Here is a 16,885-nt window from a genome sequence, read left to right on the forward strand (position 1 = left end):
GTGTAGTACAAAAGAAAAAAACAGCTAAAAATTAAAAACAAGAACTAAAACTAAAATTTCAAAAAAAATGGCAAACGCACCAAAACCAACAACTGTTAAAAAAGAGAGCTCTTCTAGTGCTTCAAATGTATTTGCAACATTCGTTATTCCAATTTGTATTATCATTGGATTCTGTGTTTGGAGATTCGTATTCGGAGAAGGAAGTAACTTTATCGATGGTGACAGAGAAAAATTACCATTACCTGGTAACTATCTTGGAACAGCTTACAAAGGAGGTCCTATCGTAGCGATCTTAGTTGGATTACTATTAGTAGTAATTGTATTCTCTATCGAACGTTTCATCGTTATTGGTAAAGCAAGTGGAAAATCTAGCTTAGATACTTTCATTCGCAAAGTACAAGGTTTATTAAGCGCAGGTAACATCGAAGCAGCAAAAGCTGAGTGTGATAAACAAGAAGGTTCAGTTGCTAACGTAATTAAATCTGGCTTGAAAAAATACAGTGAAGTTGAAGCAGATACCAATATGGATGTTGAGCAATCAATCGTTGCAATCCAAAAAGAGGTTGAAGAAGCTACAGCTTTAGAAATGCCAATGTTAGAGCAAAACTTAACTGTAATTGCAACTTTGGTATCAATTGGTACATTAGTAGGTTTATTGGGTACAGTAACAGGTATGATCCGTGCATTCGCCGGTTTAGCAAACTCTGGTGCACCAGATCAGTCAGCATTAGCGGTAGGTATCTCTGAGGCGTTGATCAATACTGCAACAGGTATCTTGGTTTCTACTGTGGCAATTATCATGTATAACGTATTAACTTCTAAAATTGACAAGTTAACTTACGCTATCGATGAAGCTGGTTTCAGCATCGTTCAAACATACGCTAGTTCGCATAAATAAGAATTTTGAAAAAATTTTTACCGGCTTTATGGAAAACCGGAAAAAAGATCATCATTATTAAAACTAGTAAAAAATATTATGCCTAGAATTAAAGTTAAAAGAACAAGTACAGTAACAGATATGACCGCCATGTGTGATGTGGCGTCATTGTTACTTACTTTCTTCATCTTAACTGCTACAGCGAGGCAACCAGAACCACTAGCCGTTTCTACACCTTCATCTACATATGAGTTTAAGGTGCCGGTAGAAAACAATGCGATATTAACCATCGGGCAGGGTAAAGTTTTCTTCGAAGTAGCAGGTACAAAAGTGAGAGCGAAAACATTAGAACTAATGGGCGAACAGTATAAAATATCGTTCACTCCGTTAGAAATACAACGTTTCTCCAATATCGGGAGTTTCGGTGTACCGATCCAGAGTTTAAAATCTCTTATTGCCTTGAACGGTGCTGACCGTATGAAACCAGGGGTACAACCTGGCATACCTTCAGATTCGACTGACAATCAGTTAAATGATTGGGTGTTAAATGCCCGTCGAGCAACTAAGGAGCTTAATAATCAGGATATGCGCATCAGTATTAAAGGTGATGCTAAAGAAGAATATCCGGTAGTTAAAAAGATTATTGATGTACTTCAGAAACAAAGTGTAAACAAGTTTTTATTGGTTACCAACTCTGAAGCTAAAAAGAAATAAGAAATGGCAGAATTAAACACAGGCGGGAAGAAAGCCACCCCAAGGGTTGATATGACTCCGATGGTGGATCTAATGTTTCTTTTGGTAACATTCTTTATCTTAACAACAGTAATCTCTACGCCGCAAGCGATGGATATTGCAAAGCCAGATAAAAACGAAAAGTTACCTGAGAACAGATTGGAGCTGAAAGCAAGTAAAACAATGACTATTTTGTTGGGTAAAAGCAATAAGGTAGCATGGTATATGGGAGTAGCTGGCGAAAGCGCACCAACTATAGAATCTGGTTCACAAATCGAAGATGCTATTGTTAAAAATAGAAAAGCAGCTGATGCCTCAGGCGTTGCTGGAGACTTTGTTGTACTGGTAAAACCAACATCAGGTTCTACATTCCAAAACTTTGTAGACATCATGGATGAGTTGGAAATTCTTAAAGTTAAGGTTCGTCAGATCGACGATGATAACATCCTTGATAATGAGAAGCAGTTCATGAAAGAAAAAGGAATTTTATAATCAGTAAAACCAATAGTTATGTCGAAGTTAGATATATTCAGAAAAGAATGGCTTGAAGTGGTTTTTGCGGATAAAAACAAAACCTACGGTGCGTATCAGTTGCGTAAAAGCAATGGTGCCAACACCTCAAAAGCATTAATTATCGGCTCTATTATATTTATTGTGTTATTTTTCTCTCCTAAAATCTATAGCCTGATTAAAGGCTCAATGGATCATGAAGATGAGCAATTAAAAGCACAAGAAGTAATTTTAGCGCCACCACCACCAGTAGATCCTAAAACACCGCCACCACCACCGGTAGAGCCACCTCCACCAAAAGTTGACCAGGTGAAAATGCCACCTCCAATTGTAAAACCAGATATCGAGGTTCGTGATGAACCACCTACGGTTGAAAAATTGAAGGAAGCAGATCCAGGGCAGAGAGATATCAAAGGTGATCCAACAGCTGATATTGTTATCGCTGAACCAGTAGGTGAAGGACCAAAAAGAGAAGCTGCTGTTGCGGTTGATGATAATAAAGTTTACGACTTTGTTAGTATCGAGAAACAACCAGAATTCCCAGGAGGTATCTCTAAGTTTTATGGATACTTAAGTAAAGCAATAAAGTACCCTCCAATGGCACAAGAAAATAACGTTCAAGGTAAAGTATTTTTATCTTTCGTTGTTGAAAAAGATGGTAAATTAACTGATATCACAGTTACCCGTGGTTTGGGTAGCGGAACTGATGAAGAAGCCATCCGTGTATTGAAAGCTAGTCCACGTTGGAACCCAGGTATCCAGAATGGTAAGCCGGTAAGGGTAAAATACAACATCAACGTTAACTTTACATTGAACTAATAGTAGATGTTAAATTTTGATATTTTTAAGCAAAAATCGCCTAAACAGCGGTTTTTGCTCATTTTAGGCCTTGTCATGTTCGTTTTCTATGTGGTATTGGGCTTTGCATTTATATTTTACGAACCAATTGCCCTGCGATTAAGCACTATTCCGCAATGGGGGCGCATCGCAATCGGTATCTTCTTAATTATTTATGCATTTGTAAGACTTTTAAGCCTTGGAAGGCGCGACTAATCAGCTCAATGAAAAATTTCCTTTTAATATTTTGTGTACTAGCTTTACTTGTATCCTGCAAACGCAAAAATAAAGCCAATGCAGTTAAAGAAACCAGAACAAGCGGTACCTTAAAAATATTGGTTGATGAAAGTGTTGGACCGATTGTTCAGGATCAGATCGATATTTTTAGTTTGGATTATCCGGATGCAAAATTTCAGACAACGGTAAAACCTGAAGAAAAATTATTGCCTGCCTTTCTTAATGATAGTGTAAGGGTAATTGTTTTGCCAAGGTTATTAACCAAAGCAGAAGAAAAGTATTATAACCAGCGTAATATTAAAATCAACTCTTCGCGTTTTGCCATTGATGGTATTGCTTTAATTACCAATCAGGGCAATATCGATAGTACAATTAACGTTAAAGAGGTGATTGATATATTACAGGGGAAGAAGTCAGATAAAAAATTGGTCTTTGATAACGCTTATTCAAGTACCTTTCAATATTTTAAAGAGTTGGCCCATATCAGCCAATTTCCAGCTACAGGTGTTTACTCTAAAAATTCTAGCAAAGAAGTAATTAAACTTATTGCAGAAGATAAAGATTTTATTGGTATTTTGGGCGTGAATTGGATCACGGACAAGGATACAGAGATGAGCGAATACCTTTCTCAGATAAAGGTGCTGGGCGTAAAGAATGTAAAAGGCAAGATAGGAGACGATCAGTTCTATAAACCAACTCAAGATAACTTGATCAACGGTGTTTATCCTTTCTTAAGAAATATAAATATTATAGATTGCGAGGGAAGAGATGGTTTAGGCACAGGATTTGCAACATGGTTAAGAAGTCAGAGGGGACAATTGATTGTACTTAAATCTGGACTTGGCCCGCATAAATTAATGCCAAGACAAATTAACCTGACAAAAGGAAATTAAATTAAAAATTATAAATTGAACCACGAAGTAAATCTAAAGAGACACTTCATTTTTATTAAATAAAAAAACAGAATATCCGATGAAAATTTTAAAGAAAGCAATAACCTTAAATGTAGGTTTGGTGTTGATGGGTTCTGCAGTTTTTGCTCAAGATTTAAATGACGCGAAAAAAGCCATCGACGCGGAGCAGTATCAGAAAGCATCATCAATGCTTAAGTCATTGGTGAGCTCAAAAGCATCAGATGGTAATAACTATTACAATCTTGGTTTGGTTTACTTAAAAACCGGTTACATCGACTCCGCTAGAGCCGTATTTACGAAAGGTGTTACCGCTGATCCAAAAAACAACTTAAACTTAATCGGTTTAGGTGAGGCAGATATGTTATCTAATAACCCAAGTTCTGCTAAAACTAATTTCGACAAGGCAGTAGCTTTGGCGCCGAAAGATTACAAAACTTATTTGTATATCGGTAAAGCCTATTTAGCACAGGATAAACCAAGTGATGATGTATCAAAACCTGATTTTACCAACGCTTTAGCAAACATTACCAAAGCAGATGAGTTAGATTCTAAAGATAAAGATGCTGAAGTTTTCTTAGCACAAGGTGATGCCTATGCGTTACAGAAAAAAAATTCAGAGGCATTAGGTCCATACATGCGTGTTGGTGATGTTGATCCAAACAATAGAAGAGCTAAAACGCAGATTGGTAAAATGTACAAAGAATCTAGGGCTTTTCCTGAAGGTGAAAAAGAGTTACAAGATGTAATTGCTGCTGATGCAAACTATGGCCCTGCTTACCGCGAGTTAGGTGAGTTATATTTACAGTGGAGTAGCTTTGGTGTTGATAAAGAAAAAGCAGCTAAAGGGATTGAGAACTATAAAAAATACATGGATTTAACGGATAAATCTTTGGAATCTCAATTGCGTTATGCTCAATTTTTATTCTACGCAAAAGATTTCAAAACCTTAGAGCAGGTAGCCACTTCTTTGCAAGTTCCAGCAAATAATCCAAAGGCAAATACAGTAGCTAGACTTAAAGGGTGGGCTGCTTATGAGAATAAAAATTATCCAGCAGCTTTAACCAGCATGACTGAGTTTTTTGCCAAGGAAAAGGATAAAACTAGAATCTTAGGAAACGATTATCTTTATTTAGGAAAGTCACAATTGCAAGCTGGTCAAGATAGTTTAGCGGTAAAGAATATTATTGAGGCTGCTAAAATTGATTCAAACAATGCCGACGCTTTAGCGGAAGCTGGTTTAGCTTTAATGAAAGCAAAGAAATATGCTAAATCTGCTGAACTTTTCCAAATGGCTATTAAATATAATCCTAACGGAAAAGGATCGCTTACTAATTACTACTATTTAGGTCAAACTAGATTCTACGAAGCTTACATTGCTCAGAAAGAGAAAAAACCATTTAATACTGCTGCATTAGTTGAGGCAGACTCTGCTTTAAGCCATTTAGCTAAAGTTTCTCCAGAATTTGCTTTAGGATACTTTGTAAGAGGAAGAATTGCAAATTTGGTAGATGACAAAGCTAATCCAAAAGGAACCGGAATACCATACTTTGAAAAATATGTTAGCTTGGTAAAACCTGAAGAAGTAGCTGCAAATAAGACTAACTTATCAGAATCTTATAATAATATTGGCGCTTGGTATTCAGATAAAGATAAAGCTAAGGCTATTGATRCTTTCACTAAAAGTCTGGCATTAGATCCTGCAGACACTTACGCTGCGGCTAGATTAAAAGAGTTACAATCACCTGCACCTGCTGCAAAACCAAAAGCTAAAGGCAAATAATTAAAAGTTAAATAATTTAGAAAAGGCAGAGTTTGGTTACTCTGCCTTTTTCTTTTACTTTTGCATCACAAAATAAAAATTATGCAAGCGCAGAGTTCCTCTATAGATTTTTTACCAATTATATTTCAAGTAATTGTTGCTTTAGGTTTTGTGGTAACCACATTGGTTGCTACCCATTTTTTAGGTCCAAAACGTAAAACAAGCGATAAGTTAGAAACTTTTGAGGCCGGTATTAAATCAGTAGGTAATGCACGTCAGCCTTTCTCTATCAAATATTTCGTAGTAGCCATCTTATTTGTACTGTTCGATGTAGAGGTTATCTTTATGTATCCTTGGGCAGTTAATTTCCGTACATTGCGGATGGATGGAATGATCGAAATGTTCATTTTCATGGGTACTTTGTTGCTAGGTTTTATCTACGTCATCAAGAAAAAAGTTTTAGACTGGAACTAGTCAGTTGGCAGTTCTCAGTTCACAATTGGCAGTTAATAGTTCTCGGTTTAAAAACTGTAAACTGAAAATTGCCAACTGCAAACCGAATGTGTATCACTTACACTAACTTATAGCTGTTTTGGTTATTTAGAAAGGTTCTAAATCGAGTAAAGCTAGTTTGTTTGCCTTTAAAATATTGTAAATTTGTTGCTCATTCTGCAAAGGGATGAGCATTTTTTGTTTATAAACATGAGTGAAATTAATATAGTTGATGCGCCTCCAGGAATAGAAGGATCTGGCTTTTTCGCCACTTCTCTTGATAAAGTGATTGGTTTGGCCCGCTCAAATTCATTATGGCCTTTACCTTTCGCAACTTCTTGTTGTGGAATCGAGTTTATGGCAACCATGGGTTCTCACTACGATCTTGGTCGTTTCGGTGCCGAACGCTTAAGTTTTTCTCCCCGTCAGGCAGATGTTTTAATGGTTATGGGAACTATCGCTAAAAAGATGGCCCCGRTATTAAAGCAGGTTTATATCCAAATGGCAGAGCCGCGTTGKGTAATGGCTGTTGGTGCCTGTGCAAGTAGTGGTGGTATTTTTGATACTTATTCCGTATTGCAGGGTATTGATGAGGTTATTCCGGTGGATGTTTACGTTCCGGGTTGTCCGCCAAGACCTGAAGCCATTTTAGATGGTTTTCAGCGTATTCAGGATTTAGTGAAAAACGAGTCGGGCAGAAGAAGAAATTCTGATTATTACAAAGAACTTTTAGGTCAATACGGCATTAAATAATGGAAGAAACGACACTAAATAATAATATTCTGGCAAAACTTAGCGATAAGTTTGGCGAAAAGGTAACCGGAGTTTCTGAACCATATGGCTTATTAACTTTTGCAACCACCAAAGATGTTATCATCAATGTATTATCGTTCCTTAAAAACGATTTGAGTTTTAATTTCTTGACCGATATTACGGCAGTCCATTATCCTGGTAAAGATCATGGTATTGCAGTGGTTTACCATTTGCACAACATGGTCGAGAAAGTTAGAATCAGGATTAAGGTTTTCATTTCAGAACAAAATCCAACTATCCCTACAGCAACAACTGTYTGGAAAGGTGCCAACTGGATGGAACGCGAAACTTACGATTTGTTCGGGGTTAAATTTGAAGGTCACCCTGATTTACGACGTATTTTAAATATGGACGACTTAGGTGTTCATCCGATGTTGAAACAATATCCATTGGAAGATCCGAACAGAGTAGATAAAAAAGACGAATTTTTTGGAAGGTAAACTATGAATCATAACCATCCGGTATTTACAGATAACGACCCGCAAAGTGAGCTGGTAACCTTAAACTTAGGCCCAACGCACCCTGCAACACACGGCGTTTTTCAAAACGTTTTGCAATTAGATGGCGAACGTATTGTAAGCGGCGTTTCTACCATTGGGTATATCCACCGTGCTTTCGAAAAGATTGCCGAGCATCGCCCATTTTATCAAATTACACCACTTACCGACCGTTTAAACTATTGCTCGTCGCCTATTAATAATATGGGATGGCACATGACGGTTGAGAAGTTGTTAAATATTCAGATGCCGAAACGCGTAGATTACCTTCGGGTAATTATTATGGAGCTTTCGCGTATTGCCGATCACATTATCTGTAACACGATTATTGGTCAGGATACCGGGGCAACAACCACTTTCTTATACCTTTTCCAGTTCCGTGAGCATATTTACGAAATCTTCGAAGAAGTTTGTGGTGCACGTTTAACCACAAATATTGGCCGTATTGGTGGGTTTGAAAGAGATTTCAATGATATCGCCTTTGCTAAAATTGATAAGTTTTTAAAAGAATTCCCTAAAGCGTTAAAAGAGTTCGAAAATCTATTAACACGTAACCGTATTTTTATTGATAGAACGGCTGGTGTTGCAGAAGTAACTAAAGAAGCTGCTTTAGAATATAGCTGGACTGGGCCGCTTTTGCGTGCTACCGGTGTAGATTACGATGTGCGTGTAAGCGATCCATATTCTTCATATCAGGATTTCGACTTTGAAGTTCCGGTAGGTACAAGCGGCGATATTTACGACAGGTATTTAGTGCGTAATGAAGAGATGTGGCAAAGTGTCCGCATTATCGAACAGGCGCTTGTGAAATTAAAAACAGAGCCAAAGGGTATTTTTCATGCCGATGTTCCTGAATTTTACCTCCCTCCAAAACAAGAAGTTTACAATAATATGGAAGCATTAATCTATCACTTCAAAATTGTGATGGGTGAAATTGATGCGCCCAAAGCAGAAGTTTATCATGCCGTAGAAGGCGGAAATGGCGAGTTAGGATTCTATCTGATTAATGATGGAGGCCGTACACCGTACCGTTTACACTTCCGCAGACCAAGTTTTGTAAACTACCAGATGTTTGCACCAATGAGCGAGGGCATGTTATTGTCTGATGCCATTATCAACATGAGTAGTATGAATATTATTGCAGGAGAATTAGATGCTTAAAGTAGAAGAACAAACACCTGTAGTGTTTTCATCAGAATTGCTGGCCAAATTTGATGATGTAAAAAGCCGTTACCCTGAAGGTAAGCACAAATCAGCTTTGTTGCCATTATTGCACTTGGTACAGGCCGAATACCTTTGGGTGAGTACACCAGCGATGGATAAAGTAGCTGAATATTTAAATATTCAGCCAATTGAAGTGTATGAGGTGGCAACATTTTATACCATGTACTTTTTAAAACCACAAGGTAAGTATGCTTTGGAGGTTTGTCGTACCGGCCCTTGTTGCCTGGTTGGTGCCGAAAAAATAATAAGCCACTTGGAAAACAAGTTAGGTGTTAAAGAAGGTGAAGTTACTGCCGATGGTTTATTCAGCTTTAGAGGAGTTGAATGTTTAGCCGCCTGTGGTTTCGGCCCGGTGTTGCAAATTAGCCCGGAATATACTTTCTACGAAAACCTTACCGAAGCAAGTGTAGATAAATTGATTGAAGATTTGAAAAATAAGTCCTAAGTCGAAAGTCTTAAGTCGAGAGTCGTTTTGACTTAAGACTATGGATTATGGACTACAGACTATAGACTAATTAAAATGTCTCGAAAACTGTTACTTGAGCATATAAACGTACCAGGCATCAATACACTTGAAGTCTATCGCCAAAAAGGCGGGTACCGTGCTGTGGAAAAAGCCCTTAAAACTTTAACACCTGAAGAGATTGTTGAAGAAGTTAAGAAATCGGGCTTACGCGGTCGCGGAGGTGCGGGTTTCCCAACCGGGATGAAATGGAGCTTTTTGGCTAAACCAGAAGGTGTTGCGCGTTATTTGGTGTGTAATGCTGATGAATCAGAGCCAGGAACTTTTAAAGACCGTTATTTGATGACTTATATTCCCCATGCATTAATTGAGGGAATGATTGTATCGAGTTTCGCATTGGGTGCCAAGGTCTCTTATATCTATGTACGTGGCGAAATGATGCCTCAGATCCGCATTTTAGAAAAAGCAATTGCTGAGGCTAAAGCTGCAGGATGGTTGGGTAAAAACATTTTAGGAACAGGTTACGATTTAGAATTATATGTTCAGCCAGGCGGCGGCGCTTACATTTGTGGTGAAGAAACTGCTTTGCTAGAATCGCTTGAAGGTAAAAGAGGTAATCCACGGATTAAACCACCATTTCCGGCAATTGCAGGGTTATATGGTTGTCCTACAGTGGTTAACAATGTTGAATCGATTGCTGCAGTGGTACCGATTATCAACGATGGTGGCGATGAATATGCAAAAATTGGTATTGGTAGAAGTACAGGTACAAAATTAATATCAGCGTCGGGTAATTTAGTTAAACCAGGTGTTTACGAAATCGAATTGGGCTTACCGGTAGAAGAATTTATTTATTCAGACGAGTATTGTGGCGGTATTGCCAATGGTAAACGTTTAAAGGCAACGGTTGCAGGCGGATCATCGGTGCCTATTTTACCTGCTAATTTAACCCTGAAATACGCTAACGGCGAACCTCGTTTAATGAGTTACGAATCGTTATCAGAAGGTGGGTTTGCTACAGGAACCATGATGGGTTCAGGTGGTTTTATTGCTTTTGATGAAGATCAGTGTATTGTTCGTAATACCTGGAATTTTGCCCGTTTTTATCACCACGAAAGCTGTGGACAGTGTTCACCTTGCCGCGAAGGTACCGGATGGATGGAAAAAGTGTTACACAAAATCGAACACGGGCACGGTAAAATGGAAGATGTTGATTTATTGTGGGATATTCAACGCAAAATTGAAGGGAATACAATCTGCCCGTTGGGTGATGCAGCAGCCTGGCCGGTAGCCAGCGCAATCCGTCACTTCAGAGATGAATTTGAATGGCATATTAAAGAACCTGTTAAGAGTCAGAGCCAAAATTATGGTATTGCAAWTTATGCTATCCCGATTGAGAAAGCTCCGGTAACGGAAGAGAAATAAAATCTTAAGGTCGCAATTTGCGACCAGTTGAATATTTAATTTAAAACCTAAGATCACAATTTGTGATCTTAGAAAATGAACTTGTAAATGCCGAAACAAGAGACATCAATAATTCCTAATGAGGTAATTGTAAACAAAATTTATCTTTTTAGAGGAGTTAAGGTGATGTTAGATTCTGATTTAGCAGAACTCTTTGGCGTTGAGACTAAAAGATTAAAAGAACAAGTTAGAAGAAATATAGAGCGTTTTCCAGAGCACTTTATGTTCGAATTAACAAAAGAAGAAAATGAGGTCTTAAGGTCGCAATTTGCGACCTTAGAACAAGGAAAATACTCAAAGTATCTTCCGTTTGCATTTAGTGAGCATGGTATTTTGCAACTATCAAATGTTTTGAAAAGTAAACAGGCGGTAGAAGTAAGTATTAAAATTATTGATGTGTTTGTACAGCTTAGAACGATGGTTTTAAGCAATACAGAAATAAGATTAGAAGTTGAAAAAATTAAAAAGAAAGTAGATAATCAGGATAAAAATATTGAAGTCATCTTCAGGTATTTTGATGAACTACTAGAACAGAAAGAAAAGCCAAGAAAAGAAATTGGCTATAAAATCTCGAAAGAGAAATAATAAATTGTAAAAAGATTGCTTCGTACCTCGCAATGACGGTAGAAGTATAAAAAATAAAGAATATCATTAACCATGAGTGAAAAAGTTAAGGTTACGATAGATGGGATAACAGTAGAGGTTGATAACGGCACAACCATTCTGAATGCTGCAAGGCAAATCGGAGGGGATATTGTTCCGCCAGCAATGTGCTATTATTCTAAATTACAAGGCAGTGGCGGTAAATGYCGTACCTGTATTGTAAAAGTGACTAAAGGTTCGGAGAAAGATCCTCGCCCAATGCCTAAGTTGGTGGCTTCTTGCCGCACAACCGTAATGGATGGGATGGAAGTGCTTAACATTACTTCACCAGAAGTTTTGGAAGCACGTGCAGGTGTTGTAGAGATCTTATTGATTAATCACCCTTTAGATTGCCCTGTTTGCGATCAGGCAGGAGAGTGTGATTTGCAAAATTTGGGCTACGAGCATGGTTTGCAAAAAACACGTTATGAGTTTGAACGCCGTACTTTCGAGCGTATCGATATAGGTGATAAAATCCAGTTGCACATGAATCGTTGTATTTTGTGCTACCGTTGTGTTTTCACGGCTGATCAGATTACAAACAAACGTGTTCATGGTATTTTAAACCGTGGCGACCATTCCGAAATTTCTACTTACATCACCCAGGCTGTTGATAACGATTTCTCAGGAAACGTAATCGATGTTTGCCCGGTAGGTGCTTTAACCGATAAAACTTTCCGTTTTAAAAACCGTGTTTGGTTTACCAAACCAGTTGATGCACACCGTGATTGCGCTCACGAAAAATGCAACGGTAAAGTAACACTTTGGTATAAAGGAGCAGATGTTTTACGTGTTACCGCACGTAAAGATCAGTTTGGAGAAGTAGAAGAATTTATTTGCAATACTTGCCGCTTCGATAAAAAAGCAACTGCTGATTGGGTAATTGAACATCCAACACACATTGATGATACTTCGGTAATTGCATCTAACCACTACGAAACATTAAAACCTTTGCATGTAATTCAGCCAAATGAGGCATTACAAGCTGCAAATGAAATTGAATTACATAAAACAGTTAAATACTAATGGATAGCGCTTTTGTTATAGAAAAATTTATCCTGGTAGCTGTAATTTTCGGCATCAGTTTAGTTATTGCCATGTATTCTACTTATGCAGAACGTAAAGTTGCTGCATATTTACAAGATCGTTTAGGCCCTGATAGAGCTGGCCCCTTTGGTATTTTACAACCGTTGGCCGATGGATTAAAAATGTTTATGAAAGAGGAAATTATTCCTACCTCATCAAACAGATTTTTATTTATAGCGGGCCCGGGTTTGGCATTGCTTTGTGCCTGTATAGGTACGGCGGTTATCCCGTGGGGCAGCCCTGTTTTAATTGCAGGCAAAACTATTCCTTTACAGGTTTCAGATATCAATGTTGGAGTTTTATACATTTTTGGAGTCGTTTCTTTAGGTGTTTATGGTGTAATGATTGGGGGATGGGCTTCAAACAACAAATACTCTTTGTTAAGTGCTATCCGTGCAGCTTCGCAGAACATCAGTTATGAAATTGCAATGGGATTATCGATCATCGCTTTGCTTTTAATGACGAATACCTTAAGCTTAAAAGAAATCGTTGATCAGCAACATGGTTGGAGATGGAACGTTTTATATCAGCCACTTGGATTCCTAATCTTTATGGTTTGTTCATTTGCAGAAACCAACCGTGCGCCATTCGATTTGCCTGAATGCGAAACGGAATTAATCGGTGGTTACCATACCGAATATTCTTCAATGAAATTAGGWTTTTACCTATTTGCTGAATATATCAATATGTTCGTATCATCAGCAGTGATGGCGGCATTATATTGGGGCGGTTATAATTACCCTGGCATGGATTCGATGGCGGTGTGGTTAGGCCCAACCTGGGCACCACTTTTTGGTACAGCAGTTTTCTTCGGTAAAATATGTGCTTTCATCTTTTTCTTCATGTGGGTACGTTGGACAATCCCTCGTTTCCGTTACGATCAATTGATGAATTTAGGTTGGAAAGGTTTAATACCTTTGGCTATTGCCAATATTATAATAACAGGTGTTGTGATTGCGATTATTGAGAAGTTTTAATTATGGAATCATTAAGTAATAAGAAAAAAGTACTGGAACAAAAGCCATTGAGCTTTATGGAGCGGATGTACCTGCCGGCAATTGCTAAGGGTATGGGCATTACCATCAGTCACTTATTTAAAAAAGAGGCTACTATAAGATATCCTGAAGTAGAGCGCGAATTCTCCACCAACTTTAGAGGGATGCACTCGCTAAAACGCGATGAGAATGGTAAAGAACGTTGTACTGCTTGTGGTTTATGCGCTTTATCTTGTCCAGCTGAAGCCATTACCATGATTGCCGCTGAACGCAAACCTGAGGAGAAAGATTTATACCGCGAAGAAAAATATGCAGCAACTTACGAAATCAATATGTTGCGCTGCATTTTTTGTGGATTATGTGAAGAAGCTTGTCCAAAAGAGGCAATTTACTTAGATGGGCCGATTGTACCAGCTGATTATTTACGTAAGGATTTCATTTACGGAAAAGATAAGTTGGTAGAGGCTCCATTGGAAATGAAAAAATAAAATGATGGTTCGTGAAGACACGAACCATGGTAAATAATCTTAAGCCTCGGTTCGTGTCTTCACGAAACGAAATATAAATAATGGTTTGTGGAGACACAAACCATGGAACATAAATAAACAATTAATTAATGAGTACACAAGTATTCTATTTCGTAGCCACATTAAGTATCATCTTTTCGCTGATGGTGATTTTTGCAAAAAATCCGATCCACAGTGTATTGTACTTAATCCTTACCTTTTTTACCTTCACTGTACACTATGTGCTATTAAACGCACAGTTTTTAGCGGTGGTAAACTTTATCGTTTACATGGGGGCCATAATGGTATTGTTTCTTTTTGTACTGATGCTACTTAACCTGAACAAAGAAACTGAACCGAGTAAATCGCCACTGATCAAAATCGTAGGTGTAATTGCTGGCGGTTGTTTGGTTGTAACCTTAATTGGTTCTTTAAAATCAGCAAGTATTACCAGTCCATTGATTTTGAAAAATCCAGGATTAGGGTTGGTAGAAAATCTAGGTAAGGAGCTTTTTGGCCCATTCTTATTGCCTTTCGAATTGTCATCTCTGTTATTATTGGCAGCAATGGTTGGAGCCGTTTTATTATCTAAAAGAGATGAGGTAGAAGCATAATGGAAAATTTATTCACACAAGCAGCAGGCGTTCCGCTAAACCACTACATCTATTTAAGTGCCATTATTTTTTCTATTGGTGTAATAGGCGTACTTACCCGCAGAAATGCCATTGTAATTTTTATGTCGGTTGAGCTGATGCTAAATGCGGTTAATTTACTTTTAACAGCATTTTCGGTTCATAACAATGACCCATCAGGGCAGGTTTTCGTATTCTTCATTATGGCTTTGGCAGCTGCAGAGGTTGCAGTAGGCCTGGCAATTATCGTAATGGTTTACAGAAATACGAAATCAGTAGATATTAATGTTTTAAATCGCCTTAAGTGGTAAATATATAATAAGAATGACAATAGAACAATTGATTTGGTTGGTTCCGTTACTTCCTTTTTTAGGGTTTGTAATTAATGGACTAGGCAGAAACTCTTTATCTAAAGGACTTGTTGGTATCATCGGAAGCGGGGTAATCTTAGCCTCCTTTATTATCAGCATAGTTATTTTCTTTAGTTTACAAGGCGACACACAAAAATCTCACGAAGTATTTTTATTCGATTGGATCAGCGCGGGTGCACTACACATTCCATTATCTTTTCTGGTTGATCCTTTAAGCTCGATCATGCTTTTGATCATCACTGGAATCGGTTTCCTGATCCATTTATATTCTACCAGCTATATGCACAGCGATGCAGGATTCGGTAAGTTTTTCGCTTATCTGAACCTGTTTGTATTCTTCATGCTTTTATTGGTATTGGGATCAAACTACATCGTTATGTTTATCGGTTGGGAAGGTGTAGGTTTATGCTCTTACCTGTTAATCGGTTTCTGGTATACAAACAGTACTTATGCCTCAGCAGCTAAAAAAGCTTTCGTAATGAACCGAATTGGTGATTTAGGCTTTTTGTTAGGTGTATTCTTAATCTTTACCACTTTTGGTAGTGTAGAATTTGCTAAAGTTTTCCCGCAAGCAGCTAATATGTTGCCAGGCAAAGATACTTTGGTTTTAATTACCATCTTGTTATTTATTGGTGCCTGCGGTAAATCGGCTCAGTTGCCTTTGTTTACCTGGTTACCTGATGCAATGGCCGGACCAACGCCAGTYTCAGCTTTGATCCACGCAGCTACAATGGTTACAGCTGGTATTTATATGATTGCACGTTCGAGCGTATTATTCGATCTTGCTCCGCTTACACAGCACATCATTGCCATTGTTGGAGCGGCTACGGCTTTAGTTGCAGCAATTATTGCTTTAACACAGACTGATATTAAAAAAGTGTTGGCTTATTCAACCGTATCGCAATTGGGATATATGTTTTTAGGCCTGGGTGTCGGCGCTTATACAGGTTCATTCTTCCATGTTTTAACCCACGCATTCTTTAAAGCACTATTATTCTTGGGCGCAGGTTCGGTTATCCATGCCATGCACCATGAACAAGATATGCGCCATATGGGCGGATTGAGAAAGAAACTTCCGGTTACTTTCTTAACGATGTTGATCGGTACCATTGCCATTGCAGGTTTACCACCGTTCTCTGGTTTCTTCTCAAAGGATGAAATTTTAGCACATGCTTTCCAGGCTAGTCCGATACTTTGGGGAATTGGGGTTTTAACCGCATTCTTAACGGCATTCTATATGTTTAGAATGATGTTCTTGACTTTCTTTGGCAAATACCGTGGAACACATCACGAAGAAAGCCATGTGCACGAATCGCCAAAAGCGATGACTTTACCTTTAATCATTTTAGCTATTCTTGCTGCAATTGGTGGAGCAATCAACTTTCCGCATATTTTTGGTGGAAACGAATGGTTGGCACATTGGTTAACTGGTGCAGGTGTAGCACAGCACGAATTGGATTTAAGTCATTCAACTGAAATAGGTTTAATGGCGATATCGGTAACCGCCGCTATAGCAGCTTTATTTTATGCTCATAGCAGGTATGTAAGGGGAGCACGCGTTCCTGTTGCTGATGAAGCACCGCGTTCTGCTCTGGCAAAGTTATCCTATAATAAATTCTACCTCGATGARATTTATGATTTCCTGATCACTAAACCATTAGATGCACTTTCGAAATTCTTTTATAGGATTATCGATAACAAATTTATCGATGGAATTGTGAACGGACTGGGGTGGAGTACAAACGAAGCCAGTAAAGGTATTCGTTTGCTACAAAGTGGAAACGTAGGTTTCTATATTTTTATGATGGTATTTGGTATCATCGCATTACTTGCA

General features: G+C 38.2%; 19 protein-coding genes. All 19 read left to right on the top strand.

Features of this window, described 5'->3' with window-relative positions:
• Positions 1–67 precede the first annotated feature (67 nt).
• Entirely contained in the window at positions 68–898 is an 831-nt protein-coding gene (locus AC1DPQ_RS02460; protein ID WP_057931433.1) for a MotA/TolQ/ExbB proton channel family protein, read from the top strand.
• A 78-nt stretch (positions 899–976) separates the two neighbouring features.
• On the top strand, positions 977–1,591 hold the full coding sequence (locus AC1DPQ_RS02465) for a biopolymer transporter ExbD (protein ID WP_477578702.1): 615 nt from the start codon (positions 977–979) through the stop codon (positions 1,589–1,591).
• Between the two features lie 3 nt (positions 1,592–1,594).
• Positions 1,595–2,101 (top strand): ExbD/TolR family protein, encoded by a 507-nt coding sequence (locus AC1DPQ_RS02470; protein WP_138819651.1) that lies wholly within the window; start codon positions 1,595–1,597, stop codon positions 2,099–2,101.
• Between the two features lie 18 nt (positions 2,102–2,119).
• On the top strand, positions 2,120–2,938 hold the full coding sequence (locus AC1DPQ_RS02475) for an energy transducer TonB (protein WP_215129967.1): 819 nt from the start codon (positions 2,120–2,122) through the stop codon (positions 2,936–2,938).
• Between the two features lie 242 nt (positions 2,939–3,180).
• Complete coding sequence (locus tag AC1DPQ_RS02480) at positions 3,181–4,086, top strand: PstS family phosphate ABC transporter substrate-binding protein (protein WP_477607783.1); 906 nt, start codon at positions 3,181–3,183, stop codon at positions 4,084–4,086.
• A 79-nt stretch (positions 4,087–4,165) separates the two neighbouring features.
• The gene (locus AC1DPQ_RS02485) at positions 4,166–5,887 is read left to right on the top strand and encodes a tetratricopeptide repeat protein (RefSeq protein ID WP_477607785.1); all 1,722 of its coding nucleotides are present in this window, start codon (positions 4,166–4,168) and stop codon (positions 5,885–5,887) included.
• A gap of 81 nt (positions 5,888–5,968) precedes the next feature.
• Positions 5,969–6,340: an NADH-quinone oxidoreductase subunit A gene (locus tag AC1DPQ_RS02490; protein ID WP_057931428.1), complete on the top strand. Its 372-nt coding sequence runs from the start codon at positions 5,969–5,971 to the stop codon at positions 6,338–6,340.
• A gap of 228 nt (positions 6,341–6,568) precedes the next feature.
• Complete coding sequence (locus tag AC1DPQ_RS02495; protein WP_477607787.1) at positions 6,569–7,111, top strand: NADH-quinone oxidoreductase subunit B; 543 nt, start codon at positions 6,569–6,571, stop codon at positions 7,109–7,111.
• Entirely contained in the window at positions 7,111–7,611 is a 501-nt protein-coding gene (locus AC1DPQ_RS02500) for an NADH-quinone oxidoreductase subunit C (RefSeq protein ID WP_215129975.1), read from the top strand. Before AC1DPQ_RS02495 ends, AC1DPQ_RS02500 begins: the two co-directional genes overlap by 1 nt.
• A gap of 3 nt (positions 7,612–7,614) precedes the next feature.
• Positions 7,615–8,829: an NADH-quinone oxidoreductase subunit D gene (locus AC1DPQ_RS02505; RefSeq protein ID WP_477581928.1), complete on the top strand. Its 1,215-nt coding sequence runs from the start codon at positions 7,615–7,617 to the stop codon at positions 8,827–8,829.
• Complete coding sequence (locus tag AC1DPQ_RS02510; protein WP_477581929.1) at positions 8,822–9,337, top strand: NADH-quinone oxidoreductase subunit NuoE family protein; 516 nt, start codon at positions 8,822–8,824, stop codon at positions 9,335–9,337. The genes AC1DPQ_RS02505 and AC1DPQ_RS02510 overlap by 8 nt, the downstream gene beginning before the upstream one ends.
• Positions 9,338–9,412: 75 nt before the next feature.
• Entirely contained in the window at positions 9,413–10,780 is a 1,368-nt protein-coding gene (gene nuoF / locus AC1DPQ_RS02515) for an NADH-quinone oxidoreductase subunit NuoF (RefSeq protein WP_477607789.1), read from the top strand.
• 87 nt (positions 10,781–10,867) lie between these two features.
• Complete coding sequence (locus AC1DPQ_RS02520) at positions 10,868–11,404, top strand: ORF6N domain-containing protein (protein ID WP_477581933.1); 537 nt, start codon at positions 10,868–10,870, stop codon at positions 11,402–11,404.
• A 72-nt stretch (positions 11,405–11,476) separates the two neighbouring features.
• Positions 11,477–12,487, top strand: a complete 1,011-nt coding sequence (locus AC1DPQ_RS02525; protein ID WP_477581935.1) for an NADH-quinone oxidoreductase subunit G — start codon at positions 11,477–11,479, stop codon at positions 12,485–12,487.
• The gene (gene nuoH, locus AC1DPQ_RS02530; protein WP_029274749.1) at positions 12,487–13,524 is read left to right on the top strand and encodes an NADH-quinone oxidoreductase subunit NuoH; all 1,038 of its coding nucleotides are present in this window, start codon (positions 12,487–12,489) and stop codon (positions 13,522–13,524) included. Before AC1DPQ_RS02525 ends, nuoH begins: the two co-directional genes overlap by 1 nt.
• Positions 13,525–13,526: 2 nt before the next feature.
• Entirely contained in the window at positions 13,527–14,030 is a 504-nt protein-coding gene (locus tag AC1DPQ_RS02535) for a NuoI/complex I 23 kDa subunit family protein (RefSeq protein ID WP_025146332.1), read from the top strand.
• A 128-nt stretch (positions 14,031–14,158) separates the two neighbouring features.
• Positions 14,159–14,662 (top strand): NADH-quinone oxidoreductase subunit J family protein, encoded by a 504-nt coding sequence (locus tag AC1DPQ_RS02540; RefSeq protein ID WP_029274747.1) that lies wholly within the window; start codon positions 14,159–14,161, stop codon positions 14,660–14,662.
• Positions 14,662–14,991, top strand: a complete 330-nt coding sequence (gene nuoK / locus AC1DPQ_RS02545; protein WP_029274746.1) for an NADH-quinone oxidoreductase subunit NuoK — start codon at positions 14,662–14,664, stop codon at positions 14,989–14,991. Before AC1DPQ_RS02540 ends, nuoK begins: the two co-directional genes overlap by 1 nt.
• Before the next feature lie 19 nt (positions 14,992–15,010).
• A partial coding sequence (gene nuoL / locus AC1DPQ_RS02550) for an NADH-quinone oxidoreductase subunit L (RefSeq protein WP_477607791.1) occupies positions 15,011–16,885 on the top strand: 1,875 nt, incomplete at its 3' end.

This window comes from Pedobacter sp. 01T416_2, from assembly GCF_056398925.1.

Coding starts and splice junctions, on each gene's coding strand:
- nuoK (WP_029274746.1), top strand. CDS start 14,662: ATGGAAAATTTATTCACACAAGCAGCAGGCGTTCCGCTAAACCACTAC.
- AC1DPQ_RS02505 (WP_477581928.1), top strand. CDS start 7,615: ATGAATCATAACCATCCGGTATTTACAGATAACGACCCGCAAAGTGAG.
- AC1DPQ_RS02465 (WP_477578702.1), top strand. CDS start 977: ATGCCTAGAATTAAAGTTAAAAGAACAAGTACAGTAACAGATATGACC.
- AC1DPQ_RS02540 (WP_029274747.1), top strand. CDS start 14,159: ATGAGTACACAAGTATTCTATTTCGTAGCCACATTAAGTATCATCTTT.
- AC1DPQ_RS02535 (WP_025146332.1), top strand. CDS start 13,527: ATGGAATCATTAAGTAATAAGAAAAAAGTACTGGAACAAAAGCCATTG.
- AC1DPQ_RS02475 (WP_215129967.1), top strand. CDS start 2,120: ATGTCGAAGTTAGATATATTCAGAAAAGAATGGCTTGAAGTGGTTTTT.
- AC1DPQ_RS02480 (WP_477607783.1), top strand. CDS start 3,181: ATGAAAAATTTCCTTTTAATATTTTGTGTACTAGCTTTACTTGTATCC.
- AC1DPQ_RS02470 (WP_138819651.1), top strand. CDS start 1,595: ATGGCAGAATTAAACACAGGCGGGAAGAAAGCCACCCCAAGGGTTGAT.
- AC1DPQ_RS02490 (WP_057931428.1), top strand. CDS start 5,969: ATGCAAGCGCAGAGTTCCTCTATAGATTTTTTACCAATTATATTTCAA.
- AC1DPQ_RS02460 (WP_057931433.1), top strand. CDS start 68: ATGGCAAACGCACCAAAACCAACAACTGTTAAAAAAGAGAGCTCTTCT.
- AC1DPQ_RS02510 (WP_477581929.1), top strand. CDS start 8,822: ATGCTTAAAGTAGAAGAACAAACACCTGTAGTGTTTTCATCAGAATTG.
- AC1DPQ_RS02520 (WP_477581933.1), top strand. CDS start 10,868: ATGCCGAAACAAGAGACATCAATAATTCCTAATGAGGTAATTGTAAAC.